Consider the following 25,510-nt stretch of genomic DNA (forward strand, 5'->3'; position numbering starts at 1 on the left):
CTACTTAGCATGGATCAATTGCAGACACTTGCTTCTTGGATCAAAGAAAGTGACAATATCGTTTTTTTCGGAGGGGCGGGTACGTCTACAGAGAGTGGAATTCCTGATTTCCGCTCCGCAGCTGGATTATATCAAACTCAGCACAATTCACCTTATCCACCTGAAGTGATGCTGAGCCGCACTTTTTTTATGTCCTCACCGGACATTTTTTTTGATTTTTACCGCAGTAAAATGATTCATCCAGAGGCCCGTCCGAATGGTGCGCATCAGCTACTAGCGGAGTTGGAACAGCAGGGGAAGCTGAAAGCGGTGATTACGCAAAATATTGACGGCCTGCACCAGCAGGCGGGCAGCCGTAGTGTCCTTGAGCTGCATGGTTCGATCCATCGCAACTATTGTATGGACTGCTCACGGTATTACGGGCTGGATCAACTGCTGGAAATGACTGAGATCGTTCCTCGCTGCCCGGAATGTGGCGGAATTATCAAGCCGGATGTGGTTTTATATGAAGAAGAATTGGATCACTCCGTGCTTATGGGCTCTGTAGCAGCGATTGCCTCTGCAGATATGCTTATTATTGGTGGGACCTCGCTAACGGTTCAGCCTGCGGCCAGTTTGGTGACTTATTTCCGGGGCAAACGTACGGTGCTGCTGAACGGAGATCCCACACCTTATGATGATCAGGCGGATCTGCTGATTACAGATCGAATTGGAAAAGTAATGGGCAGTGTCAAGGATCTATTAAGCTAGAAGGAAAAAGCTGTCCTTTGGTTTCTCTTGCCAGATTATTATTACGCTCAGAAGTTTAAAGATAAGGTAGGCTCACAACAGCGTGTAATGAGAGGCAGGGATAAGCAATGGTATATGTAGCAGACGATAAACGGTATGACAACATGCGTTATAATCGTTGCGGGAACTCAGGTCTCAAGCTCCCAGCAATCTCATTAGGATTATGGCAGAATTTTGGTGGGATCGATAATTACGAGAACGGCAGAGAAATGATCACTCGTGCTTTTGATCTTGGAATTACCCATTTTGATCTGGCCAATAACTATGGTCCACCTGCTGGTTCAGCAGAAGAGCTGTTCGGTAAAGTTCTTGCCAATGATATGTTTCCTTATCGTGATGAAATAGTGATCTCTACAAAAGCAGGGTATAACATGTGGCCCGGCCCTTATGGCGAATGGGGTTCACGTAAATATATGCTGGCTAGTCTGGATCAGAGCCTGAAGCGGCTAGGCCTAGATTATGTTGATATTTATTACTCTCATCGTCCAGACCCGGAAACACCGCTTGAAGAAACCATGCAGGCGCTGGATTATGCGGTACGTTCTGGCAAAGCTTTATATATAGGACTATCCAACTATAATGCGGAGCAGACGGCTGAAGCCCTCAGTATTCTAAAAAGCCTGGGCACACCGCTCTTAATCCATCAGCCTAGTTATTCTATGCTCGATCGTTGGATTGAGGGCGGCTTACAGGATGTACTGGAACATAGTGGTGTAGGAAGCATCGCTTTTACACCCCTGGCTGAAGGCTTGTTAACCAACAAATATTTGAATGGTATTCCAGAAGGGTCAAGAGCTGCCAAGCCGTCTGCCGCCTTGAATGAGAGCCGGATTACACCGGAGGTGCAGCGGAGGATTCGCGCACTTAATCAGCTTGCGGTTTCGCGAGGACAGAGTCTGGCTCAGTTTGCACTGGCTTGGACACTCCGGGGTGGCAAGGTTACTTCTGCCCTAATTGGAGCAAGCAGAGTGGATCAGATTGAAGAGAATATAGCTGCTTTAGCTAATCCTGATTTCAGTCCGGAGGAGTTAGAGCGGATTGAAACGATTCTAAAGACAGAACTATAGCATATTGAACACAGTAACAGCCCGGTTCCTTACGTTAAGGAAGGCGGGCTGTTGTTGTATAGTGGATTTATGGATTTATGGATTTATGGATTAAAGGGCAAACTAACTTTCAGGTTTCTCTGCTTGTCTCGTTGTAGTCATCCGGTAAGCCGTCGGTGACTGGGCACAAAACCGTTTGAATTGGCGAGAGAAGTATAAAGCATCGGTGAGCCCCACAGATGCTGCTACCTGTTCCACGGACAGCTCCGGTCGTTCACGCAGCAGTTGTCTGGACTTTTCAATCCGCAGCTTCAGCAAGTAGGTCACCGGAGATAATCCGGTCTCTTGCTTAAATACACGGGACAGGTAGGCTCGATTATAACCCAGCGTATCACACATTTGTTCAATAGAGACCGGGTGCGCATATTGAGAAGCCATGTAGTGGATCATTTGCTTCACAGTACGCTTAACCTGTGATTCTGCGCCGGGAAGACGAGAGAAGGAAGAGAGCAAATCAGCTGCTTCGCCGACAATGAGATAGAGATAGCCAAGCGAAGTCAGATGGGCACTCTCTTTGTTGGCGTTGAAGGCTTGCATGATGCTGGACAGGGCACCTGGAATGAGGCTTTCACCTGTTGTAGTCACCACAGGCTGTTGGGGTGTGAACCCTGTCTGCAGCACCAGATCGTCAGCTTCGCTGCCAGTAAAAGCTGCCCAGCGATAGCACCAGGGCTGGTCTTTATCCGAGACGTAACTGACTAATTGTCCCGGATGGATCAAGAAGCAGTCCCCTTTACCCAACTCATATTTATGATGTTCTGTACGGAAAACGCCCGAGCCAGATTCTATGAAATGCAGCAAATAATAATCATAGATCTTGGGTCCAGCCTGATGCATGGGCAGGGTCTGACTCTGGCCGGCAAACAGTACATGAAGGTTCTGTTTATCGTAATACACTGGATTGGATCCTACGGAATAAGTATGCTCCATTTGGGACAGCCTTTCTTGTGTTAATGTCATTTAATGGCTTATAGTTTAGAGAGTAACAGTAATATATGTAATTATTATATTATGGGAAGTCACATTTATCCATACATTACACACATGATTGCATTATCAGAGGATGAATGAATCTATTATAATGAGTACATAAAGAACGCTTTACTAATTCCCACTGGCTGAAGCAGCGAAAGGATGGAGTGGCATTAATGAGCATACAGGAACTTAATAACAAATTTATTGAAAAATATGGGGTGAGCGGGGAAGAGGCTAAGGTGTTTTATGCACCAGGTCGTGTCAATCTCATCGGAGAGCACTTGGATTATAACGGCGGGTATGTACTTCCCGCAGCTTTGGAATTCGGTACAACGCTGATTGTGCGTCCACGTAGTGACAGCAAAGTGAATTTTGCATCAACTAATTTTCCTTACGAAGCTTCTATTGATTATAGCGAAATTGGCAAGGCCAAAACGGGTGAATGGATTGACTATCCGATTGGGGTAATGGTTGAGCTGGATAAGAAAAGCACACCAGTATCCAAAGGGTACGATCTGCTGTTCCATGGCGATATTCCGAATGGAGCAGGCTTGTCCTCCTCGGCCTCTCTTGAAGTCGTTACTGCTTATGCGTTCCTGACTCTCGAAGGTGGCGATACAGACACTGTTGAGATTGCACTTTTGTCCCAGCGTGCTGAGAACCAGTACGTAGGTGTAAACTCCGGAATTATGGATCAGTTCGCAGTTGCTAACGGCAAACGCGATCATGCGATCCTGCTGATGTGCGACACACTTGAGTACAATTTGGTACCGTTCATCACAGGTTCATACAAATTGGTTATCGGCAACACGAACAAACGCAGAGGGCTTGTAGATTCCAAATACAATGAACGCCGTCAGCAGTGTGATGAGGCATTGGCTATTTTGCAAAAAGAAGTGCCTTCACTAGCTTATCTGGCACAGCTTAATCGTGAACAGTTCGAAGCACATCAAGATAAAATCACAGACGAAATTGTAAGACGCCGCGCTCGCCATGTTGTAGAAGAGAATCAACGCGTGCTAGATTCCGTTGAGGTATTAAAAAACAATGATCTGAAGCAGTTTGGACAGTTCATGAATGATTCGCATGCGTCCTTGCGCGATTTGTATGAAGTTAGCTGTGCAGAGCTTGATATTATGGTTGAAGAAGCTGGTCGCATCCCAGGTACACTCGGTTCCCGTATGACTGGCGCGGGTTTCGGAGGTTGTACAGTATCTTTGGTACATGAAGATGATATAGAACGTTTTATTCGTGAAGTTGGTGAAGCCTATACCACAAGATCTGGTTTGGTTGGCGAGTTCTACGTTTGCGGCATCGGTAATGGTGTCCAAGAATTGAAGGGAGTGTAATCAGATGGCGATTTTAGTAACAGGTGGAGCAGGGTATATTGGGTCTCATACTGTAGCGGAGCTGCTGGATCGTGGCGAAGAAGTGGTGGTCCTCGACAATCTGCTAACAGGGCATCGTGAGGCGTTGCTGGGTGGCAAGCTGTACGAAGGTGATCTGCGTGATAAAGAACTGCTGGGTAAGCTGTTCGCTGAAAATGAGATTGAAGCGGTTATCCATTTTGCTGCAAGCTCTTTGGTCGGAGAAAGCATGAAGGACCCTGTAAAATATTACGACAACAACGTATATGGTACACAGTGTCTTCTAGAAGCTATGCAAAAAGCGGGCGTGAACAAGATCGTATTCTCGTCCACAGCCGCAACCTACGGCGAACCGGAAAAGGTGCCGATTGAAGAAACAGACCGCACTGAACCAGCCAATGTGTATGGAGAAACTAAGCTGACCATGGAACGGATGATGGCTTGGTTTGATAAAGTACTGGGCATCAAATACGTAGCATTGCGTTACTTCAATGCAGCTGGCGCACATGCCAGTGGCAAAATCGGTGAAGACCATCGTCCAGAAAGTCATTTGGTGCCGCTGGTATTGCAAACGGCCTTGAAGCAACGTGACAGTATCGCAGTTTTCGGAGATGACTATCCTACAGAAGACGGTACTTGTGTGCGCGACTACATCCATGTCAGCGATCTGGCTGACGCCCATGTTCGTGCGGTAACTTACCTGCGCAGCGGAAGCAGCAGCAATATTTTCAACCTGGGCAATGGACTTGGATTCTCGGTAAAACAGGTGATTGAAACGGCGAAGAAGGTTACTGGACTTGAAATTCCTGTAGTCATTCAAGAACGCCGTGCCGGCGATCCGGCTGTGCTGGTAGCTTCCTCCGACAAAGCGCGTAGCGTCCTTGGATGGAACCCGCAGCATGCAGATTTGGAAGATATCATTCAAAGTGCATGGAACTGGCACTCTGCCAATCCGCAAGGATACGGAGAATAAGGGACTTTAGGTTAGCTTATCTTGAACTTGAGACCCTACTTAAGGAGAATTAAAATGCACAACGAGAATAAGATTACACCTGCTGGCCAGAAAGCATTACATGCGATTGAGCAGCTTGTTCTGTTCGCACTGCGCCAGCAGCTTATAGCTCCATCCGATGAAGATTATAGCCGTAATGTGCTGCTCGAACAGTTCGGTTTCAGTGAGCCGCATGTAGGTGACATCGATCAAAGTCCATTGGAAGGGCCGCAGGCTCCACTCGATGCACTGATTGATTATGGTTTTGAAATCGGATTGATCCCAGAGAATAGTGACACTTACCGTGACTTGCTGGATGCCAAGATTATGGGACGTCTCATGGCCCGTCCTTCGGATGTAAATGCTGAGTTCTATAGTCTGACCGCTGAAAAAGGCATCTCCGCGGCTACAGACCGTTTTTATAAATTGAGCATTGATTCGAACTATATTCGGATGGATCGGATCTCGAAGAATGTCTACTGGCTGCAGGATTCGCCGTACGGAGACATTGAAATGACGATCAATTTGTCCAAGCCTGAGAAAAATTCGAAGGAAATCGCAATGGCTCGGCTGCTCCCGCCGCCAGTCTATCCGAAATGTCTGCTGTGCCGTGAGAATGTAGGTTATGCCGGACGGATCAATCATCCGCCGCGCCAGAACCTGCGTATCATTCCGCTTAACCTGAATAATGAAAAATGGTTCTTCCAATACTCGCCATATGTTTACTACAATGAGCACTGCATTGTATTCCATCATGATCATGTGCCAATGAAGCTTACCAAGGATACCTTGAAGCGGCTGCTTAGCTTCGTGGAATCATTCCCGCATTATTTTATTGGCTCAAATGCAGACTTACCGATTGTTGGCGGCTCTATTCTGACGCATGACCATTTTCAGGGCGGACGCCATACATTCCCGATTCAAAAAGCGCCTAAGGAAGATATATTTACCCATGCATCTTATCCGGGTGTCAGCATTAATATCGTAAAATGGCCGATGTCCGTATTGCGCTTAAATGGAGAAGATCCTGCGGTTCTATTGGAATGCGGAAATGCGCTTTATGAAGCTTGGAAAGCCTACAGCGATCCAGAGGCGGAAGTGCTAGCCTTTAGTGAGGTTGACGGTGATGTACAACCTCATAATACCGTTACTCCTATCGTACGCCGGGCCGAGGACGGCAGCTTCGAGATGGATCTTGTGCTGCGGAATAACCGGACTAATGAGCAATATCCTGAAGGGATTTTTCATCCACACCGGGAAATGCATCATATCAAGAAAGAAAACATCGGCTTGATTGAAGTTATGGGACTGGCGATTCTGCCAGGCCGTTTGAAGGAAGAACTCGATTCCATCGCAGGTATTCTTGCAGGAGATCAAGCGCTGTTAGAAGCGGTGAAGAATGACCCTAGTCATTCTCTTGCGCAGCATGCGGCTTGGATTCAGGAGCTGGTGGAGCGATTCGGAACTGCACTGCAACACGAGGAAGCGCTCAAGATTGTGCAGAACGAAGTTGGCATCAAGTTTACGCATATTCTTGAACACGCTGGCGTTTACAAACGGACTCCAGAAGGTCAAGCGGCTTTCCGCCGTTTCGTAACAAGCTTCGGCGCTTTGTAGAAGTGAATTTGGATTTAAGGATGTCCTCTAGCCTATGGGCTTGGGGCATCTTTTTTTATTCGGAATGACGAAACGCAGCCACCTAATTTGAATGCAGGTAATCAGAGGTTTATAATACGAAGGAGTAAGACATTATGAATTAACTACTGGAGGTTTACACATATGCGTAAATTTGAATTTTATAATCCTACCAAGCTGATTTTTGGACAGGGTACCCTTGAAGCCTTGAAGACGGAGGTGCCTAAGTACGGTAAAAATGTGCTTTTGATGTACGGTGGCGGCAGTATCAAGCGCAGCGGTTTGTACGATAAAGTAGTTGCTGAGCTGAGTTCAATAGGCGCTACAGTGACTGAACTCTCTGGAGTAGAACCCAATCCACGTCTTTCCACAGTACATAAAGGCGTAGAGCTGTGCCGGGAGCATAATATTGACCTTGTTCTCGCAGTAGGGGGCGGAAGCGTATTGGACTGCGCAAAAGCTGTTGCTGTTGGAGCCAAATATGATGGTGATATGTGGGACTTTGTAGAGCGTAAAGCAGCGGCCCAAGACGCGCTTCCACTGGGCACAGTGCTGACAATGGCTGCTACGGGATCTGAAATGAATAACGGCTCCGTAATCACAAACGAGGTTACTAAGGAAAAAATGGGCTGGGGCAGCGTGCATGCCTACCCGGCATTCTCGATTCTTGATCCAGAGAACACTTTTTCTCTGCCACGTGATCAGACCGTTTATGGCATGGTGGACATCATGTCACATGTACTGGAGCACTATTTCCATACAGACGGCAATACACCGGTACAAGACGGGTTCTGTGAAACGTTGCTGCGCACTGTAATTGAAACCGCGCCGAAGCTTATCGAAGATCTGAACAACTACGAGCTGCGTGAGACCATTATGTACTGCGGTACGATGGCGCTTAACGGAATGGTCAGCATGGGTTTTGCCGGGGATTGGGCGACTCATAATATCGAGCATGCAGTGTCGGCTGTATACGATATTCCGCATGGCGGAGGTTTGGCGATTCTGTTCCCGCAATGGATGAAATATAACCTCAGCACAAACCCTGCGCGTTTCCGTCAGCTTGCAGTAAATGTGTTCGGAGTTGATCCTGCTGGCAAGACTGATGAAGAAATCGGGCTGGAGGGTATCGAGGCTCTGCGTAATTTCTGGGATTCCATCGGTGCGCCGAAGACGCTCGGTGATTATGATATTGATGACAGCGAGATCGGCAGTATGGCTGACAAGGCTGTTCGTTTCGGAGCATTTGGTAATTTCCGCAAGCTTGAGCGTGAAGATGTAGTTGAGATTTATAAAATGGCTTTGTAAGTAATTCTTCTACGAAAAGAGACCATTTCTCTTTATTCTAGAAGCCACAATAGAATGTCAAAGAAGCGAATCCTCCGTTATGGAGGAATCGCTTCTTTGTATTTATGGTCTAGTGTGACTTGCTCCTCTTGCTATACTTTTCTGTCGCCCTCATCCCAAGGTTTCGCTGCCGCTGACCGAACCTCCGCTGCCGCTGGCGAACCTCCGCTGCCGCTGGCGAACCTCCGCTGCCGCTGGCGAACCTCCGCTGCCGCTGGCGAACCTCCGCTGCCGCTGGCGAACCTCCGCTGCCGCTGGCGAACCTCATCTATCACTGTTCGCACCCGTAATCTAATCCGTCGACCGTCCTCGAGAGTCTTACGGACCCAGCTGACGTTATATGCGAATTTTCAGCCTTTTGAGCAAGCTTTCGGACACCAGAGACACTATTACTTCGAAATGGTCTTATATTTGCTGGTTTTCATGCCAATAGAGACTATGCGGTCTGATAGCATACCAAATGTCGGATAAATCGGCGAATAGGGTCTGCTGAGTCCGATAGGCCGAGGCGTAAGCAGCATAGCCTCTTCATACGCGTGAGAGTGTTACCTAACCAACTAGTGTTTGTAATCCCCCCTCACAACCGATTCCTCTACCAATACACGCCTACCCGACGGACCCAGCTGACGTTATCTGTGAATTTTCAGCCTTTTGAGCAAGTTTTCGGACACCAGAGACACTATTGCTTCGAAATCGTCTTATATTTGCTGGTTTTTATGCCAATAAAGACTATGCGGTCCGATAGCATACCAAATGTCGGATAAATCGTCAAATAGGGTCTGCTGAGTCCGATGGGCCGAAGGCGCGTAAGCAGCATAGCCTCTTCATACGCGCGAGAGTGTTACCTAACCAACTAGGGTTTGTAAGATCTCCTCACGACTGATTCCTCTACCAATACACGCCTACCCTACGGACCCAGCTGACGCTATATGCGAATTTTCATCCTTTTGAGCAAGATGTCGGACACCAGAGGCACTATTGCTTCGAAGGGGTCTTATATTTGCTGGTTTTTATGCCAATAGGGACTATGCGGTCCGATAGCATACCAAATGTCGGAAAAATCGGCGAATAGGGACTGCTGAGTCCGATAGGACGAGGTGCCGAGGCGCGAAAGCAACATAGCCTCTTCATACGCACGAGAGTGTTACCAACAAAAATCCGCGCTCCACCAACTATTGGACGTCCTTTAGGAAAGCCCCAGTACATGTAATAAAATAGTGCCAATGTGAGCATGCTTATCCTCTGAATGGAACTTATTTGGGTGAATATCCAAAGATTGTGAAACCAAGGACCTACTTTGTACGTTTAATGTAATATGACAGTCCTGATTGAAGACAGGAGGAAATAAAAATGCAAACGCTGTATTTAGGCTGCTTGGCGCTAGGCGTCATATTTGCCATAGTCAGCGTCCTGGTGGGCGATGTGATCGGAGATGCCTTGCATGGGGTCTTTGATTTCGTATCCGTAGATTTTCTGAATCCCACCGTACTGGCAGGAGGAATAACCGTGTTCGGCGGAGCGGGCATTCTTCTAACCCGGTACAGCGCTCTGGAAGCTGGGGCGATCATTGCTTTGTCTTTGTTAGCCGCCGCTTTTTTGGGAGTACTTATGTATCTAGGGGTGGTTAAGCCCATGGAAAAAAGCGAAATGTCCAATGGTTTCTCAATGAGTGATCTGCCTGGCAAGATCGGGGAAATCACAATTCCTGTTCCCGCCACTGGTTATGGTGAGATTATGGTAAAGTTTGGCGCCGGCAATAGCCTGCATACGGCAGCAAGCTTTGATCATGAGCTGCTTCCGGCAGGGATTAAAGTTGTTGTAGTGGAGGTTAGAGAAGGCGTTGCATTGGTGTCAGAATTCGAAAAGAGAAGAGGAGTGGATCTTTAATGTTCGGTATTCCTGAGTATTTGTTAGTCCCTGCAGTTGTCGTTGCTGTTTTGTTTGTGCTAGGTATCGCATTCTGGGCACGTTACAAAACGGTTGGACCCGATGAAGGGATGATCGTAACGGGGTCGTTCTTAGGGAAAAATCATATTTCAGACGATGGTTCTGGTCGTAAAATAAAGATTGTACGCGGGGGCGGGGCCTTTATACTCCCAGTCTTTCAGAAGGCTGAATTTATGTCGCTTCTTTCTCATAAACTCGATGTGACGACCCCGGAAGTATACACCGAACAAGGGGTTCCGGTTATTGCCGACGGCGTAGCGATCATCAAAGTGGGTAGCTCAACGGAAGATGTGGCGACAGCTGCTGAGCAATTTATGGGCAAACCGATTGAAGCACTGAAGAGCGAAGCACAAGAAGTTCTTGAAGGTCATCTGCGGGCCATTCTCGGTTCGATGACCGTTGAGGAAGTATATCGTAACCGTGACCGCTTTGCGCAAGAGGTTCAAGGCGTGGCGGCACGTGATCTTAAGAAAATGGGTCTGCAAATTGTTTCCTTTACCATCAAGGATGTGCGAGACAAACATGGATATCTAGAGGCACTGGGTAAACCGCGGATAGCTGCTGTGAAGCGGGATGCAGAGATCGCTGAAGCAGAAGCAGTGCGGGATGCGAGAATTCAAAAGGCAAACGCAGAAGAGCAAGGGCAAAAAGCTGAGCTGCTGCGGGATACGAATATTGCCGAAGCCTCCAAGGAAAACCAGCTTAAGGTGGCTGCGTTTAAACGGGATCAGGATACAGCGAAAGCGGAAGCCGATCAGGCTTATCATATTCAAGAGGCACGTGCAAAGCAGACCGTTGTTGAAGAACAGATGAAGGTTGAGCTGGTACGTAAGGAACGTGAAATCGATTTGCAAGCCAAAGAAATTCAAGTTCGCGAGAAGCAGTATGATGCTGAAGTGAAGAAAAAAGCAGAAGCGGATCGTTATGCAGTAGAGCAAGCGGCGGAAGCCGATAAGGCGAAGAGAATGCGTGAGGCAGATGCCTTGCAATATAGTATTGAAACGCAAGCTAAAGCGACATCTGAGCAGAAGCGTCTTGAAGGTCAAGCGATGGCGGATGCAGAGCTGGCTAAAGGTACAGCGGATGCTGAGGTTATCCGGTTGCGCGGTCTAGCGGAAGCAGAAGCCAAAGAGAAACTGGCGGAAGCTTTCCAGAAATTCGGCGAAGCAGCGGTGCTTGATATCATCGTCAAAATGCTGCCTGATTTGGCTGGCCAAATTGCGAAGCCGCTGGCATCTATTGATAAACTTACCGTTGTAGATACCGGTAACGGGGAAGGTGCAGCCCGGGTCAGCAATTATGTGACTCAGCTAATGTCCACCGCTCCAGAGATGTTGAAGAGCGTCTCAGGGATTGATGTAGAGGCACTGATCAAGGGGTTGACCTCTAAAGCTTCCGGAAGCAAAGGAGCATCAGTTACACCAGTCGCACAAGTCGCACCTGTTGCACCAGCTACACCTGCAACTTATATTCAGCCATCAGTAACATCTAGTACAGCCAGCGAGACTTTAACTTCTGTGCCTGAACAAAAGGAAAAATAGTTTAATGCAATTTATATTGATTTAATTTACTTAAGGTATGACTGGCAAAGCTGCTGGTCATACCTTAATCTTTATGTTTTGATCTGTTTTGATCTAAATTAGACAACATGATAAAAAGCTCATGCGTTTACAGGTGATTTTTGATGAAGCTTATAGCTTATCGGCATCCCGTGGGAATTATTGTATATATAGACATCGACGCTTTCACTGGTGTTTAAAGATTTTTTCAGGTAAAATAAAAGCCTTTAAGGCTGTTCACTCGATCTACTAGCTTAGTAAGGACACAGAGTGTTCTTCTAATATGCAATTCTTGGTGTTATGATGGTAGCAAAGCTTGTATTCATCGTACGATTTCTTATTGCGTATGCTGCTGGAAGTTAGGTGTTTAGAAATAAAAGAGGTGTCAAAAATGAGTAGCATAACAGTGGCGAAGGTGTTGAATAACAACGTTATCATTGCCCAGCATCCTCAATATTCCGAGGTTGTAGTTATCGGTAAAGGGATAGGGTTTAACCGCAAGCTGCGGGATCAGATTAATCTATCCTCCGTGGAGAAGATGTTTATTCTTCGCAGCCAGGAGGAACAGGAACAATATAAACAGCTTCTTCCCCAAGTGGATGAGAAGTTGATTGAGGTCGTTCAAGAAATAGTATTACATATTATGCATTGTAGCCGTCAGCCGCTTAATGAGCATATTCACATTGCACTTACCGACCATATTTCTTTTGCTATCCGTCGTTTCGAACAAGATATCCCAATTCATAATCCATTTTTGTATGAAACTAAGGAGATTTATCCTGAGGAATATAAGATGGCAGAATATGCGATTGGAAGGATTAATGAGGCTATGGGCGTGGAATTGCCGGTGGATGAGATAGGTTTTGTGGCTCTTCATATTGTCAGCGCACTTAGTAATAGGCAAATTTCCGAGGTTAGACAACATTCTCTCTTGATTGGAGAGCTGGTTGGGTTAGTCGAGAATTACCTGGACTATCGAATCCCACGTGATTCACTTGATTACTCAAGACTGGTAACCCATCTGCGATTCGTTCTAGAAAGATTACGCCGTGGAGAGGCGGTACAAGAGACCTCAACCCTGGATGGACTCATGAAACGGGAGTATCCTGAGATGTATTCGTTGGCTTGGAAATTAACAAAAATTATCGAACAGCGTGTGCGAATTCCCGTGTATCAAGCTGAGGTAAGTTATTTGACGATTCACCTGCAGCGTATTGCTCAGAAAAAAGTGGACGAACAAGATATGGACAAGAATGGTGAAGCTCCTTAAAGTGCAAAAGTTGTAACAAATCATGGTTTCAAAAAAAACGCTTGCCACTTAAAAAAAACGATGCTACAATGTTCACTGTCATCAACAAAACAGAATATCGAGCGTGTAACTGATTCGATCAGGCATGAGTGAATTACAGTATTTTGGTTGTTAACCCCCTTCTTGGGGCAATCTAACGATAGCGTTAGATTACAACTCCTATACTGTGTTGCTCATGCCTTTTTTGGCATCTGTTTTAGTGAAATTAATGAAAGGAGTAACCTAAATGTTTAAAAAGTTGTTTGGTGTTTTACAAAGAGTTGGTAAAGCTCTGATGCTTCCAGTAGCTATTCTGCCTGCGGCAGGTTTGCTTCTTGGAATAGGAAACATGCTGGTAAACCCAGACTTCCTGCAATATGTTCCAGCACTGGAGAACCATGTTGTTCAGGCTGTTGCCAACGTATTGATGAACTCAGGACAAATTGTATTTGATAATCTAGCCTTACTCTTCGCGGTGGGGGTTGCGATAGGTTTAGCCGGCGGTGAAGGTGTTGCGGGTCTAGCTGCCATTATCGGTTTCCTCGTAATGAACATTACGATGGGTACAGTTATTGGCGTTAATGATTACGTCCTGAGCCAAGGCGACTTCTCGTATGCCAGCGTATTAGGGATTCCAACACTGCAAACAGGGGTGTTTGGAGGTATACTCGTCGGTATATTGGCTTCGGCCATGTACAAGCGATTCTTCAAAATTGAGCTTCCTTCTTACCTGGGTTTCTTCGCAGGTAAACGTTTCGTACCGATCATGACGGCGGTAACAGCTCTAATCTTGGGCTTGTTACTGACAATAGTATGGCCACCTATTCAACATGGTCTGAACTATGTGTCACAAAGTATGATTGATACGAACAAAACGCTTGCAGCGTTTATCTTCGGAACGATCGAACGTTCGCTCATTCCTTTTGGACTGCATCACATTTTCTACTCTCCATTCTGGTATGAATTTGGTACCTACGTTGATAAAGCTGGAGAATTGGTACGTGGTGACCAACGGATCTTCATGCAGCAGCTTCGCGATGGAGTAGACTTCACAGCAGGGACATTTACTACGGGTAAATATCCATTCATGATGTTTGGTCTTCCAGCAGCGGCTTTGGCTATCTATCATGAAGCTAAACCTCAGAATAAAAAGATCGTCGGAAGTTTGATGATTTCCGCGGCATTGACATCGTTCTTGACAGGGATTACTGAGCCGCTCGAATTCTCGTTCCTATTCGTGGCTCCATTGCTGTTCGCTGTACATGCTGTGTTTGCAGGTCTGTCCTTTATGACTATGCATATTCTTGATGTTAAAATCGGCATGACATTCTCGGGTGGTTTTATCGATTTTGTGCTCTTCGGTATTATCCCGAACCGTACAGCTTGGTGGCTGGTCATTCCGGTAGGTCTAGCCCTTGCCTTAATTTATTACTTCGGCTTCCGGTTTGTAATTCGGAAATTCAATCTTATGACACCGGGTCGTGAAGAAGATACGAATGAAGAAGAAGAAGTGAATACGGAGTCTGTCTCCAGAGCCGGTGATGATCTACCGCGGAACATTTTGTCCGCTCTAGGTGGTAAAGAAAACATCACTCATCTAGATGCTTGTATTACCCGCCTTCGTGTTGAAGTTAAAGATAAGGCAGGCGTAGACAAGAACCGTCTTAAGAAACTTGGTGCATCAGGTGTGCTGGAAGTGGGTAATAACGTTCAAGCGATTTTTGGAACACGTTCAGATACGATTAAATCGCAGATTCAAGATGTGATTAACGGAAAGACACCTGCGGCTTCAGCAGCTCCAGTAGTGGTTACTCCAGAGCCAGAAGAAGAACAACAGGCAGGTGAAGCTGGTGAAGCGATTATCAAGGAAGATATCGTATCTCCAGTAAACGGTGAATTGTTGGATATCACAGAGGTACCAGATCCAGTATTCTCCCAAAAAATGACGGGCGACGGCTTCGCGTTCCTATCCGAAGATGGGAAGATTGCTTCACCGGTTTACGGTAAGGTATTTAACGTGTTCCCGAGCAAACATGCCATCGGTATTATGTCTGACGGAGGCAAGGAAGTGCTCGTTCATATTGGGGTTAATACGGTTAAGCTTAAAGGTCAAGGCTTCACGGTATTAGTTGAAGAAGGCGATCTTGTAGCGGCTGGGCAACCGATTATGGAAGTGGATTTAGAGTATGTAAAAGCACATGCACCTTCTGTAATCTCACCTGTTATTTTCTCGAATTTACCAGAAGGCTCTTCTGTAACATTGAAGAAGCCGGGTAAGGTTTCTATAGGAGACCAAGACATCATTACGATTCAGTAAAAGTGCAAGGGCCGATGCTTCCTTGTTCATACAAGGAAGCGAAGCTTTCACTATAAATTTAAAATACTTTAATAACAGAAAGCGAGTTGGATAATATTATGCAAAAAACATTCAGAATTGTCGATGAAGATGGAATTCACGCACGTCCAGCAACTGCCTTGGTAAATACAGCAACAAAATTCAAAGGTACAGAAGCATATGCAGAAGCTAAAGGTAAAAAAGTAACTTTGAAATCCATTCTTGGCGTATTGTCATTGGGTCTTGAAGCTGGAGATACTTTGTCTTTGATTACTGAAGGAAGCGAAGAAGCAGAAGCTTTGAACGCTCTTCAAGAAGTAATGATTAAAGAAGGGCTAGGGGAAATCCATGAATAAGATTTCAGGAATCGCGGCTTCAGCAGGGATTGCAGTAGCCCGTGCTTTTATCCTGAAACATCCGGATTATACGATTACGAAGACAAGTATCAGTGATACTGAAGCAGAAGTCGCTAAGTTAAATGATGCACTCGCCAAATCAAGAGTGGAGCTGCAAACGATTAAAGAGCGTACTTTGGCAGAGTTGGGGGAGAAAAAGGCTGAGATTTTCGAATCACATCTGCTTATTCTTGATGACCCAGAGCTGATCAATCCTGTAATTGATAAAATCCGTGAGGAATCGGTTAACGCGGACTATGCGCTAAACGAAGTGGCTACGCAATTCATTGAGATGTTTGAAAATATGAAGAGTGCCTATCTGCAGGAACGTGCAGCTGATATGCGTGATGTTACCAAGCGCTTGCTGAACCACCTGCTGGGCATTCATTATGTAAGTCCTGCAGAAATCAGTGAAGAAGTAATCGTGATTGCTCAAGATCTAACACCATCGGATACAGCACAGCTTAATCGTAAGTTCGTTAAAGGCTTCACAACGAACATCGGTGGACGGACTTCTCACTCTGCAATTATGGCCCGTTCTTTGGAAATTCCAGCGGTTGTTGGAACTAAAACGGTTCTGTCAGAAGTGAATTCTGGCGATTTGGTGATTGTCGATGGTCTGAACGGAGACGTTCTGATCAATCCTAGCGAAGCTGAAGTGGCAGAGTACACTCGCAAGCAGGAAGCTTACGACTTGCAAATCGCAGAATGGAAGAAACTTCGCGACGAACCTACAGTATCAGCAGACGGTAAACATGTTGAACTAGCTGCCAATATTGGTACACCAAATGATGTGAATGGTGTCATTGAGAATGGTGGCGAAGGTGTAGGTCTGTACCGCACTGAGTTCCTTTACATGGGTCGCGATAAGCTGCCTTCTGAGGAAATTCAATATAACGCCTACCGTACTGTACTTGAGAACATGAAGGGTAAGCCGGTAGTCGTACGTACCCTGGATATCGGTGGCGATAAAGAGCTGCCTTATCTTGACCTTCCGAAGGAAATGAATCCTTTCCTTGGTTTCCGTGCGATCCGTCTTTGCCTGGATCGTCAGGATATTTTCCGTACTCAATTACGCGCATTACTAAGAGCAAGTGTTCACGGGGATCTTCGCATTATGTTCCCTATGATAGCTACGCTTGGTGAATTCCGTGCTGCACGTGATCTTTTGCTCGAAGAGAAAGCTAAGCTTCGGGAAGAAGGTAAGGAAGTATCAGACAACATTCAGCTTGGCATAATGGTTGAGATTCCATCAACTGCTGTACTGGCTGACCAGTTTGCTAAGGAAGTTGATTTCTTCAGTATCGGTACGAATGATCTTATTCAATATACAATGGCTGCGGACCGTATGAATGAACAGGTATCTTACCTGTATCAGCCTTACAATCCAGCCATCCTGCGTTTGGTCAAAAATGTAATTGATGCAGCCCATGCAGAAGGTAAATGGACGGGGATGTGTGGTGAAATGGCTGGTGACGCAACAGCTATTCCGCTGCTACTGGGTCTTGGTCTCGACGAATTTAGCATGAGTGCAACTTCCATTTTGCCAGCGCGTAGTCAAATATCTAAATTGTCGGCTGCCGACATGAAGGATTTGGCTGCAAAAGCGTTGCAGCTTGGCACGGCTGAAGAAGTCGCTGCGCTTGTTCAAAGTATCGCTAAGTAACTTTTTACGCATGCATTAATCCGTTTTAGCGTTCTACTGTTTTTCCAACTACTATTGCCGACTTCCGATGGCTGGAGGTCGGCTTTTTTATGTTTTTTAACCTATAATTTTCTATAATTCGACCTCATTTACTGTTCACTGTTTATTTTCTTTATTGCGCAGATGTCTATACCGATAGTATTAGTAATGAGCATAAAGTCGATAAGGAACCCAAACCTATAAATATGTCGTACATATAATAGTAAGGATCCATAGAAAGTTTATACTCCATTTGCCGACTTGCAGCGCTGTGCAAGTATTAATATGAAATGAATTGGTAATATATGGACTTATAAGCAACCCCACAGGTTAGGTGGGGAGCCATAGGATGGTGTTTATTCATGAGTAAAAATTATATAAATGCAGAATTGATGATGGAAGTCTACGAGGGCAAGGATTTAGGCTTGACGTATTCAACGGAGTACAGTGTATTTAAAGTCTGGGCACCTACGGCACTTGCTGTGTCCCTTGTACTGTACGAAACAGGTGGGCATCAACTGAATACTGAGTCACCTAAGAGTGCTATGGACAATGGTCGTATTGTATATATGCAGCGTAGTAATGGTGGAGTCTGGCAGACCAAGTTATCAGGTGATCTAAAAGGGAAATATTATATGTACCGTGCTGTTTTTGCAGATGGCAATGTGACGGAAGCAGTAGATCCTTATGCAACAGCGGTATCTGCAAATGGTTTAAGATCAGCAATCGTTAATTTGCAGGATACGAATCCAGAACATTGGGATCAGGATGTAGCGCCTCCGTTACAGCATCCTGCCGACGCAGTGATTTATGAACTGCATGTTCGTGACTTCTCCTCACATGAGAGCTCAGGTATGCATTATAAGGGTAAATTCAAAGCATTTACCGAATTTGGATTAAAAGATTCGGCAGGAAATACAGTGGGGATTGATCATCTGGCTGAATTAGGGATTACCCATGTACATCTGATGCCGGTATTTGATTTTCAGACCGTGGATGAGCTGAAGGTGGTCAATCGGGGTTCCTCCATAGCTAATGTGGACTACAATTGGGGGTATGATCCCCAGCATTATAATGTACCTGAAGGATCTTACAGCACCGATCCTGCCAATCCTGGCTTGCGGATTCGTGAATTTAAAGAGATGGTGCGGGCCTTACACAGCCGCGGGATCGCGGTAATTATGGATGTCGTTTACAACCATACGTATGCTGTGGAGAATGGCCCCTTTGAGCCGCTTGTCCCAGATTATTTCTATCGCCGCGATTTTACGGGACGTTTGTCGAATGGCTCCGGGGTTGGCAATGAGCTGGCTACAGAACGTCCGATGGTCCGTAAATTTATTAAGGACTCCTTATCTTATTGGGCTTCGGAATATCATATTGATGGTTTCCGGTTTGATCTAATGGGACTGATGGACAGTGTTACCATGCGGGAGATTACCGAAGAGCTTCGGCTAGAAGTGAATCCGAATCTGTTGCTTTACGGTGAACCTTGGACGGGTGGAGATTCTCCGCTGGCCACTAAAACGCTAAAAGGCGTACAACGGGGCAAGGGCTATGCTGTTTTCAACGATAACTTCCGTTCAGCGATCAAAGGGGATAGTGATGGTTTCGGAAGAGGGTTCGTGACAGGCGAATACGGCAAAGAAGGTGCTATTGCAGCCGGAATTAAAGGAGCAATTCATGAGTTTACGGACTCGCCTGTGGAATCGGTGAACTATGTAACTGCCCATGATAATTTGAATTTATGGGATAAGATGCTTATCGTTCAAGGAGGGAGTCAGGAAGCTGATTTTCCGGTAATCGCTAACATGGATAACGAAGATCTGGAAGAGGCAGTGGCCCTTGCCAATCCATACGTGAATGTAGATCAGGAGAATATTCTCGGTAATGAAACTGTACGTCGATCCTTGCTTGCTAACGGAATTATTCTGACCTCGCAGGGGATTCCTTTCCTGCATGCTGGAGATGAGCTCCTGCGCAGTAAATTTGGAGATCATAACAGCTACCGCAGCGGTGATGCGGTCAACTCGATCCGCTGGAATATGAAAAGTGCATTTAAGCCCGTATTTCAATATTATAAAGGCCTGATCGAGCTGCGGCGTACACATCCGGCATTTCGTCTGCATGGCCGCCAGGAAATTGAACGCTCCTTAGAATTTCTGCGTTGTGATGGCGGAATAGTATCGTATCTGCTTAGAAGCCATGCAGGAGGTGATCTCTGGAACAATATTACCGTTGTCTTCAATGCTAATAATGACCGGATGTCGGTATCACTTCCTGAGGTTGCTGATAGTTGGAACGTAGTAGTAGACCATACCCGTGCCGGGATAGAAGCCATCCGCAGAATCGAAGGCAATGAGGTAGAAGTGGAAGGGTTGTCGATGATGGTCCTTTATGATAAATGTGGTGAGACAGCCCCACGCTCTAAAATCATCGAAATACACTATGAACGCCCAGATCAGAATTACCAAGGCTGGAATCTTTGGGTTTGGGATACAGGAATCCAGGATGGACAATGCGATTTCCGTTATATGGAGAACGGGCGTGCAGTAGCCCGCATCGAAGTGCTGCCAGATACCCAAACTATCGGATATATTTTACGGCTTAATGATTGGGAAGAAAAAGATGGGGACGGAGACCGTTTCATTGATTGTTCTACGAATGGAGAGTTAACCAAGGTCTTAGTTCGGGATCGTGATCAGGAGATTGACGAAATTTCAGAAGATCATCTTCGGTTAAGCAGTTAGAGGCCATACAAAAAAAGCTGTTTCAGGGTTGATTTTTCCTGAGACAGCTTTTTATTTGCTCTTATGGTTTTACAATGGTCTGGTTAGCTAAACCTTCGTCCACAAGCTCGTAGTAGAGATTGGCTTTATTGCCACCATGGTCTTTGGAGCGATACATCGCCAAATCGGCGGCACGCAGCAGTTCATTAATACTGCTTCCGTGTTCAGGAAATAAAGCGACTCCGATACTCGCGGAGGTATGGAAGCTGGACCCGTTATCAACAGACCAAGACTTGTTGAACAGTTTAAGTAACCGCTGCAGTGTTTCATCAAGCATCTCTGGAGAAGTGAATCGATGAAGTACAACTGCGAACTCATCTCCGCCGATCCGGAAGGCCTGACCTATTCCTTTAACCGTATGCTGAAGTTCCCGGGAGAGCAGCTGAAGAAATTCGTCTCCAGCCAGATGGCCTAAGGTATCATTTAGCTGCTTGAATCTATCACAGTCCAGCAGGGCAAGCGCAATATTTTGCCTCCGTCCTTCGGGTTGGGTGATAAGGTTCTCCATATACATTTTGAAATGAGCCCTGTTGGGAATCGCTGTTAAATGGTCATAGAAGGCTAGCTTATGTAGTCGTTCTTCGTATTGTTTTCGCTGGGTAATTTCCCGAGATAACAGCATGAATTGTGCTGGGAATTTACGGCTGCCGAGAACAGGTGACACCTTAGTTTCAAGCCATACCCATTGGCCTTCTGCTCCGCGCATGCGCAGTTCAGAAATACGCGGAGTTCCCTGAACAACACTTTTTAATTTAGCCCAGGCAATTTCCGGTTCACGTATGTAGTTGGATAACGGATCTCCTTTTTTAGGCACATAACCTAGAATACTGGAGTGTGAGGGAGAAGCATATAGAATCAACCCGTTGGGATCCGTCAAAATAATGAAATCAGACATGGTTTCACCGATAAGCTGATAGAGTGTTTGTTCTTCCAGCATTTCATTCTGGAGCCAGATGATTTTGCGTCCAAGGTAAATAATAACTAGGAGAAACACAAATAAGAGGAGTGAATAAAGAGAGAACAAAGCGCTTTTTTTATCTCCAAATCCATCCGTTACTTGCAAGGCGTAGTTGCCAATCAAGTCCTCTGCTTGGTCGAGATGTGCCCTAGCTTCATTGAATTGCGAGTTTAGGGTGAGCGCAGAATATGAATCTGGGTTCCAGCTGCTCTTCGTCCGTTCTGTTATTAGCGTATACCCTGAATTTTTCCATTTGATAATGGTAGTTTCGAAGGAGCTGAGCTCGTTTTTTAATTCGGAAAGGATAATTCCACTTTGTTTCATATCACTGTAAGGGTTTTTTATAGAGTAGATATTTGATCTTGCTAGACTTACTCGTTCCTGCGCTTGAAGATTATTATCTATAAACTCCTTAGTGAACTGTTCACCTTCTGCGGCTGTTAGGTTTGAACCCATTGCGATTTGCAAGGCTACAGCGGCTTGATGCAGATCACGATCCGCGCTCAGTATGAGCTTAGAGTTCTGATATATATCATCATAAAGAGAATCTGACAATCTATTAATCGTGTAATTTAAATAGAGTAGCGAGGCGACGCTGATCCCAACCAGAAGGACGGAGATTGCAGCGAAGACATAGAATAGTTTGCGTGTTACCTTGAACTCAAAGAATCCTGCCACAGTCATCTTCTCCCTGTATAAGATGATTAAGAAAATCTATTGCTGCTTAAGTAGAACCTGCAGAACGCAATCTATGGTCAGGCGTAATTTAATTCATTCACTGATGTTTTAAGGTGCTTTTGGGATAAAAGAGGTGTTGTATACATTGTGGAGAAACATAGGAAAGTGTACGTGTGAGTAAATGGTAGTTTCTAGTATATCAAGTATATAGGACGTGCTGCTTATAGAGCAATCTTTACTCAGATAATAATCAAAAAGACAAAATTTAAAGTTTAGTGTATGGGCCTATTGAATTATCTATATTCAAACCGATGGTTCCTATTACCCAACTCGATCATAAATGATACCTTTTACAGCTGCTGAAAAAAAACTGCCCTTAGTCATCTTAATGACTATAGGACAGCTAATCATTCATTATTCGTTACGCAGTGCGTGAATGGGGCGAAGTCGTGCGGCTTTGTTCGCAGGCATCATTCCAAAAATCACACCGATGAGTAAGGAGAAAATAAAAGAGATCAGTACCATATCCCAAGCAATCGAAACTGTAAGTGCTGAGTATTTACCTAGCAGCCAACTGCCCGCGACACCAATGCCAACCCCGAGCACCCCACCCAAACCGCTGAGCACGATGGATTCAATCATGAATTGAGCGAGGATATCGAATTTTTTGGCACCAATTGCTTTACGGATACCAATCTCACGTGTTCTTTCATTGACAGATACGATCATGATGTTCATGATTCCGATGCCGCCGACAAAAAGTGAGATGCCTGCTATGCCTGCAAGCGCCATGGAAAGTGTATCTGTTGTGGAATTAACGGTTTCCAGCATTTCCTGAGAGTCAAACACGCTAAAAGCATTATCCGCATAATTGAATTTAGCATCAAGCGTACTTTCCAGTTTTTCTTTTGCGGCTGCTACAGTATCTGCTGAAGTTGTCTTAATGGTGATGGAACGTACGCCTTTGCTTTTTAATTGGCGTTCTGCCGTGCTTATAGGAATTAGTATGATATCGTCGTTGGAACCACTTAGACTGGAGCCTTTTGTTTCTAAAAGCCCAACGATTTTATAGCTAATCCCGTTTAACTGGACCTTCTGCCCTACAGGATTGTCTGTACCGAATAAATCTTCGGCCGTACCTGAACCGATCAACGCTACCTTTTGCCGGTATTCGTTATCAATATCAAGCAAGAAGCGGCCTGCCTGTACATGAAAATCCTTTACCTCCTCATAAGAGGGGGTGATTCCTTCTACAGTTACACTAACGTTGTCTGTTTTATTCTTGGCTGTAGCATTGCCGCTGATCACAGGAGCTACATTTGCTATACCCTCTATATTCCCTAGAGCAAGGGCTTCCTCATAGGTGAGAGAGGTAGTCGCCCCACGGCCAGTAATGTTTACAGTGAGTTGGTTTGTGCCTAGTCCGTTTAGCTGCTCTGTGATCTGTGAAGTAGTTCCTTGCCCAACAGAAACAAGAATGATGACCGAAGAGACTCCAATAATAATCCCAAGCATCGTTAAAAACGCTCTAACCTTACTGCTGTTGATGCTCTTCAGGGCCATTCGCATGCTTTGGTACAATTTCACCCCGCATTCCTCCGATCTTCCACGAGGTTGCCATCCTGAATACGAATAATCCGCTCCGCTTGTTTAGCTATTTCCAGATCATGTGTGATAAGGATGATGGTATGCCCTTGCTTATTTAACTCACGTATCATTTGCATGACTTCCTGCCCCGTCCGTGTATCCAGTGCCCCGGTTGGTTCATCGGCAAGTAGAATAGGGGGAGATCCCGCCATAGCCCGGGCAATCGCTACCCGCTGTTGCTGTCCTCCCGAAAGCTCAGAAGGGCGGTGATGCATCCGATCCTCCAGCCCTACTTTAATGAGTGCTTCCTGTGCTAGTTGTCTTCTTTCCCGATGGGAGAGGCCACGATAAATCAATGGCAGCTCCACATTTTCAATGGCTGACAGCTTGGGGAGCAGGTTGAAATTTTGAAAGATAAAGCCGATCTTCTCATTGCGGATCGTTGCGAGCTTATTGTCGGATAACTTGCGAACCTCTTGTCCATCTAGAAGATAACTTCCTTCATCGGAGATATCGAGGCAACCAAGCATATTCATGAGTGTTGATTTACCAGAACCGGAGGGACCAATAATAGCTACGAACTCCCCCAGATCAATTGTAAAGGAAAGGCTATTTAAGACCGTCATGGTTTCTCCGGCCATTGTGTAGCCGTGGGACATGTCGTGAACTTCGATCAGAGGTGCTGAAGCACTCATCTGCCGCCACCTCCGCCACCACCTGGTGCGCTGCCCATACCACCAGCGCCACCTCCGCTGAAGCCGCCACCCCCACTAAAGCCACTGCCGCCGAAGCCAGCGCCACCCATACCGTCCATACCACCTCTAGTTTCCGTTTCCGTGCTGGTTGTTCCGGTTTTCGTAGAGATTACGGTAGGAATGATCACCTGGTCCCCTTCATGGAGTCCGCTGACAATTTCAATGCTGCTCTCATCATGGAGACCCACTTCGACAGTGACCATCTGTCCTGAGCTATTGCCGCGATTTCTTCCACCGGCAGCGCCGCTGCGAGCGTCAGGAGCCCCGCTGGGCATAGCGCCGCCGCGGGCATCAGGAGCCCCGCTGGGCATAGCGCCGCCGCGAGCGTCAGGAGCCCCGCTAGGCATTGGTGCTTGGCCCTCGCCAGCAGTTTTGGAAGTTGCGGCTGAACCCGCTGCTAGAGGAATAGAAACTGTGTATTTTCCGTTTCTTTCTTGTACAGCTTCAATAGGTACTGTTAATACATCCTTTTTCTCAGCAGTGGTTACTGAAACTTCCGCAGACATTCCGACAAGAGCACCTTCGGAGCTTGTTAGACCTATGGTAACATCGAAGAGGGAAACACCGTTTGAGGCGGTGCCCTCATTAGCTATTTTCGTAACCGTGCCCTTGAATTCCGTATCAGGCAGAGCATCCAATGAAATAGTGGCAGGCATCCCTAGCTTTACAGTAGGAATATCAAGCTCATCCACCTGCACAACTACACTTAAATTAGCATAATCGGTAATGTCGATGAGTTCAGAGCCGTCCATGGCTTTTTCACCGCTTGCAATATTAACTGTCGTTACAGTTCCGTCAATAGGAGCCGTTAACGGATCAGGAGGAAGCATATCTTCTTGGACAGAAGCTATTTTTTCCTGTTGCGCCGAAATGTCGGTTTTGGCCTTTTCAATCGAACGTTTGGCATTTGCCAGCTCATCTTCTGCTGCACCTGATACGGCCAGCTTCTTATATTGCTCCTGCTTGTCCTCAAGATCGGTCTCAAGCGAGGCAAGTGAAGTTTGCTCCTGCTTGAGATTGTCACTCAGATCATTGCCTTCAAAGGTAATCAAAGTCTGGCCTTTTTTCACGAGATCGCCCTCTTTGACAAGAACCTCAGCTACGGTCCCGCTGTCCTTCGTTTTTACTTTACCAGTTTCTGTAGCAATCACGGAGCCGGCTCCGGATACACTAACTACGATATCGCCCTTTGTAACGGTAGCTGTATTAACAGGCGCTTCAGCGGCTTGACTGTTCTTATCAGGTAACAATGTATAAACCAGCATTCCTGCTGTGGCTACAACTACTACTCCAAGAGTCCAGAACACTATTTTTTTCTTCTTCAT

Annotated in this window: 19 protein-coding genes; 13 read left to right on the top strand and 6 right to left on the bottom strand. The window is 46.0% G+C overall.

What is annotated here, in order from left to right:
* Window positions 1-9: 9 nt before the first annotated feature.
* Window positions 10-750 carry an NAD-dependent protein deacylase gene (locus NSQ55_RS08100; protein WP_076134068.1) on the top strand — a complete coding sequence of 247 codons (741 nt, stop codon included), beginning with the start codon at window positions 10-12 and terminating at the stop codon, window positions 748-750.
* A gap of 107 nt (window positions 751-857) precedes the next feature.
* Window positions 858-1,856, top strand: coding sequence for an L-glyceraldehyde 3-phosphate reductase (mgrA, locus tag NSQ55_RS08105; protein WP_076184700.1), 999 nt, complete (start codon window positions 858-860; stop codon window positions 1,854-1,856).
* A 102-nt stretch (window positions 1,857-1,958) separates the two neighbouring features.
* On the opposite strand, the gene NSQ55_RS08110 is transcribed toward mgrA, so the two are convergent.
* Entirely contained in the window at window positions 1,959-2,825 is an 867-nt protein-coding gene (locus NSQ55_RS08110) for an AraC family transcriptional regulator (protein ID WP_339172513.1), read from the bottom strand.
* Window positions 2,826-3,043: 218 nt separating this feature from the next.
* On the opposite strand from NSQ55_RS08110, the gene NSQ55_RS08115 reads away from it, so the two are divergent.
* From NSQ55_RS08115 to NSQ55_RS08130, 4 genes are all read left to right on the top strand, one after another.
* Window positions 3,044-4,219 (top strand): galactokinase, encoded by a 1,176-nt coding sequence (locus tag NSQ55_RS08115; protein WP_076126360.1) that lies wholly within the window; start codon window positions 3,044-3,046, stop codon window positions 4,217-4,219.
* A gap of 4 nt (window positions 4,220-4,223) precedes the next feature.
* Window positions 4,224-5,210, top strand: a complete 987-nt coding sequence (gene galE, locus NSQ55_RS08120; protein ID WP_076126362.1) for a UDP-glucose 4-epimerase GalE — start codon at window positions 4,224-4,226, stop codon at window positions 5,208-5,210.
* A gap of 54 nt (window positions 5,211-5,264) precedes the next feature.
* On the top strand, window positions 5,265-6,845 hold the full coding sequence (locus tag NSQ55_RS08125; protein ID WP_339172516.1) for a UDP-glucose--hexose-1-phosphate uridylyltransferase: 1,581 nt from the start codon (window positions 5,265-5,267) through the stop codon (window positions 6,843-6,845).
* A gap of 162 nt (window positions 6,846-7,007) precedes the next feature.
* On the top strand, window positions 7,008-8,171 hold the full coding sequence (locus tag NSQ55_RS08130) for an iron-containing alcohol dehydrogenase (RefSeq protein WP_076192845.1): 1,164 nt from the start codon (window positions 7,008-7,010) through the stop codon (window positions 8,169-8,171).
* A 131-nt stretch (window positions 8,172-8,302) separates the two neighbouring features.
* On the opposite strand, the gene NSQ55_RS08135 is transcribed toward NSQ55_RS08130, so the two are convergent.
* Window positions 8,303-8,494 carry a hypothetical protein gene (locus tag NSQ55_RS08135; RefSeq protein WP_339172520.1) on the bottom strand — a complete coding sequence of 64 codons (192 nt, stop codon included), beginning with the start codon at window positions 8,492-8,494 and terminating at the stop codon, window positions 8,303-8,305.
* A gap of 1,066 nt (window positions 8,495-9,560) precedes the next feature.
* Between NSQ55_RS08135 and NSQ55_RS08140 the strand changes: the two genes are divergently transcribed.
* From NSQ55_RS08140 to pulA, 7 genes are all read left to right on the top strand, one after another.
* The gene (locus NSQ55_RS08140) at window positions 9,561-10,097 is read left to right on the top strand and encodes a hypothetical protein (protein WP_042186148.1); all 537 of its coding nucleotides are present in this window, start codon (window positions 9,561-9,563) and stop codon (window positions 10,095-10,097) included.
* Window positions 10,097-11,698, top strand: a complete 1,602-nt coding sequence (locus NSQ55_RS08145) for a flotillin family protein (protein ID WP_076192841.1) — start codon at window positions 10,097-10,099, stop codon at window positions 11,696-11,698. The genes NSQ55_RS08140 and NSQ55_RS08145 overlap by 1 nt, the downstream gene beginning before the upstream one ends.
* Before the next feature lie 409 nt (window positions 11,699-12,107).
* Window positions 12,108-12,986, top strand: a complete 879-nt coding sequence (locus tag NSQ55_RS08150) for a PRD domain-containing protein (RefSeq protein ID WP_076126370.1) — start codon at window positions 12,108-12,110, stop codon at window positions 12,984-12,986.
* A 265-nt stretch (window positions 12,987-13,251) separates the two neighbouring features.
* Window positions 13,252-15,321, top strand: coding sequence for a glucose-specific PTS transporter subunit IIBC (gene ptsG / locus NSQ55_RS08155; protein ID WP_036683572.1), 2,070 nt, complete (start codon window positions 13,252-13,254; stop codon window positions 15,319-15,321).
* A 98-nt stretch (window positions 15,322-15,419) separates the two neighbouring features.
* Window positions 15,420-15,695, top strand: coding sequence for an HPr family phosphocarrier protein (locus NSQ55_RS08160; RefSeq protein WP_076126374.1), 276 nt, complete (start codon window positions 15,420-15,422; stop codon window positions 15,693-15,695).
* Window positions 15,688-17,400 (top strand): phosphoenolpyruvate--protein phosphotransferase, encoded by a 1,713-nt coding sequence (ptsP, locus tag NSQ55_RS08165; RefSeq protein ID WP_076126376.1) that lies wholly within the window; start codon window positions 15,688-15,690, stop codon window positions 17,398-17,400. The genes NSQ55_RS08160 and ptsP overlap by 8 nt, the downstream gene beginning before the upstream one ends.
* 380 nt (window positions 17,401-17,780) lie before the next feature.
* Window positions 17,781-20,168 (top strand): type I pullulanase, encoded by a 2,388-nt coding sequence (gene pulA, locus NSQ55_RS08170; RefSeq protein ID WP_076184694.1) that lies wholly within the window; start codon window positions 17,781-17,783, stop codon window positions 20,166-20,168.
* Window positions 20,169-20,229: 61 nt separating this feature from the next.
* Here pulA and NSQ55_RS08175 read toward each other — a convergent pair whose 3' ends face one another.
* The 4 genes from NSQ55_RS08175 to NSQ55_RS08190 form a co-directional block, all read right to left on the bottom strand.
* Window positions 20,230-21,843, bottom strand: a complete 1,614-nt coding sequence (locus NSQ55_RS08175) for a sensor domain-containing diguanylate cyclase (protein ID WP_339172527.1) — start codon at window positions 21,841-21,843, stop codon at window positions 20,230-20,232.
* A 414-nt stretch (window positions 21,844-22,257) separates the two neighbouring features.
* Window positions 22,258-23,430: an ABC transporter permease gene (locus NSQ55_RS08180; RefSeq protein ID WP_143766387.1), complete on the bottom strand. Its 1,173-nt coding sequence runs from the start codon at window positions 23,428-23,430 to the stop codon at window positions 22,258-22,260.
* Window positions 23,427-24,125: an ABC transporter ATP-binding protein gene (locus tag NSQ55_RS08185; RefSeq protein WP_076126381.1), complete on the bottom strand. Its 699-nt coding sequence runs from the start codon at window positions 24,123-24,125 to the stop codon at window positions 23,427-23,429. Before NSQ55_RS08185 ends, NSQ55_RS08180 begins: the two co-directional genes overlap by 4 nt.
* Window positions 24,122-25,510: an efflux RND transporter periplasmic adaptor subunit gene (locus NSQ55_RS08190; RefSeq protein ID WP_339172532.1), complete on the bottom strand. Its 1,389-nt coding sequence runs from the start codon at window positions 25,508-25,510 to the stop codon at window positions 24,122-24,124. Before NSQ55_RS08190 ends, NSQ55_RS08185 begins: the two co-directional genes overlap by 4 nt.

It is taken from the genome of Paenibacillus sp. FSL H7-0943 (genome assembly GCF_037963265.1).
Classification (GTDB): domain Bacteria; phylum Bacillota; class Bacilli; order Paenibacillales; family Paenibacillaceae; genus Paenibacillus_AQ; species Paenibacillus_AQ odorifer.

Excerpts from the sequence above, each read along its gene's own strand:
- NSQ55_RS08100 (WP_076134068.1), top strand. The coding sequence starts at position 10 with ATGGATCAATTGCAGACACTTGCTTCTTGGATCAAAGAAAGTGACAAT.
- mgrA (WP_076184700.1), top strand. The coding sequence starts at position 858 with ATGGTATATGTAGCAGACGATAAACGGTATGACAACATGCGTTATAAT.
- NSQ55_RS08110 (WP_339172513.1), bottom strand. The coding sequence starts at position 2,825 with ATGGAGCATACTTATTCCGTAGGATCCAATCCAGTGTATTACGATAAA.
- NSQ55_RS08115 (WP_076126360.1), top strand. The coding sequence starts at position 3,044 with ATGAGCATACAGGAACTTAATAACAAATTTATTGAAAAATATGGGGTG.
- galE (WP_076126362.1), top strand. The coding sequence starts at position 4,224 with ATGGCGATTTTAGTAACAGGTGGAGCAGGGTATATTGGGTCTCATACT.
- NSQ55_RS08125 (WP_339172516.1), top strand. The coding sequence starts at position 5,265 with ATGCACAACGAGAATAAGATTACACCTGCTGGCCAGAAAGCATTACAT.
- NSQ55_RS08130 (WP_076192845.1), top strand. The coding sequence starts at position 7,008 with ATGCGTAAATTTGAATTTTATAATCCTACCAAGCTGATTTTTGGACAG.
- NSQ55_RS08140 (WP_042186148.1), top strand. The coding sequence starts at position 9,561 with ATGCAAACGCTGTATTTAGGCTGCTTGGCGCTAGGCGTCATATTTGCC.
- NSQ55_RS08145 (WP_076192841.1), top strand. The coding sequence starts at position 10,097 with ATGTTCGGTATTCCTGAGTATTTGTTAGTCCCTGCAGTTGTCGTTGCT.
- NSQ55_RS08150 (WP_076126370.1), top strand. The coding sequence starts at position 12,108 with ATGAGTAGCATAACAGTGGCGAAGGTGTTGAATAACAACGTTATCATT.
- ptsG (WP_036683572.1), top strand. The coding sequence starts at position 13,252 with ATGTTTAAAAAGTTGTTTGGTGTTTTACAAAGAGTTGGTAAAGCTCTG.
- NSQ55_RS08160 (WP_076126374.1), top strand. The coding sequence starts at position 15,420 with ATGCAAAAAACATTCAGAATTGTCGATGAAGATGGAATTCACGCACGT.
- ptsP (WP_076126376.1), top strand. The coding sequence starts at position 15,688 with ATGAATAAGATTTCAGGAATCGCGGCTTCAGCAGGGATTGCAGTAGCC.
- pulA (WP_076184694.1), top strand. The coding sequence starts at position 17,781 with ATGAGTAAAAATTATATAAATGCAGAATTGATGATGGAAGTCTACGAG.
- NSQ55_RS08185 (WP_076126381.1), bottom strand. The coding sequence starts at position 24,125 with ATGAGTGCTTCAGCACCTCTGATCGAAGTTCACGACATGTCCCACGGC.
- NSQ55_RS08190 (WP_339172532.1), bottom strand. The coding sequence starts at position 25,510 with ATGAAGAAGAAAAAAATAGTGTTCTGGACTCTTGGAGTAGTAGTTGTA.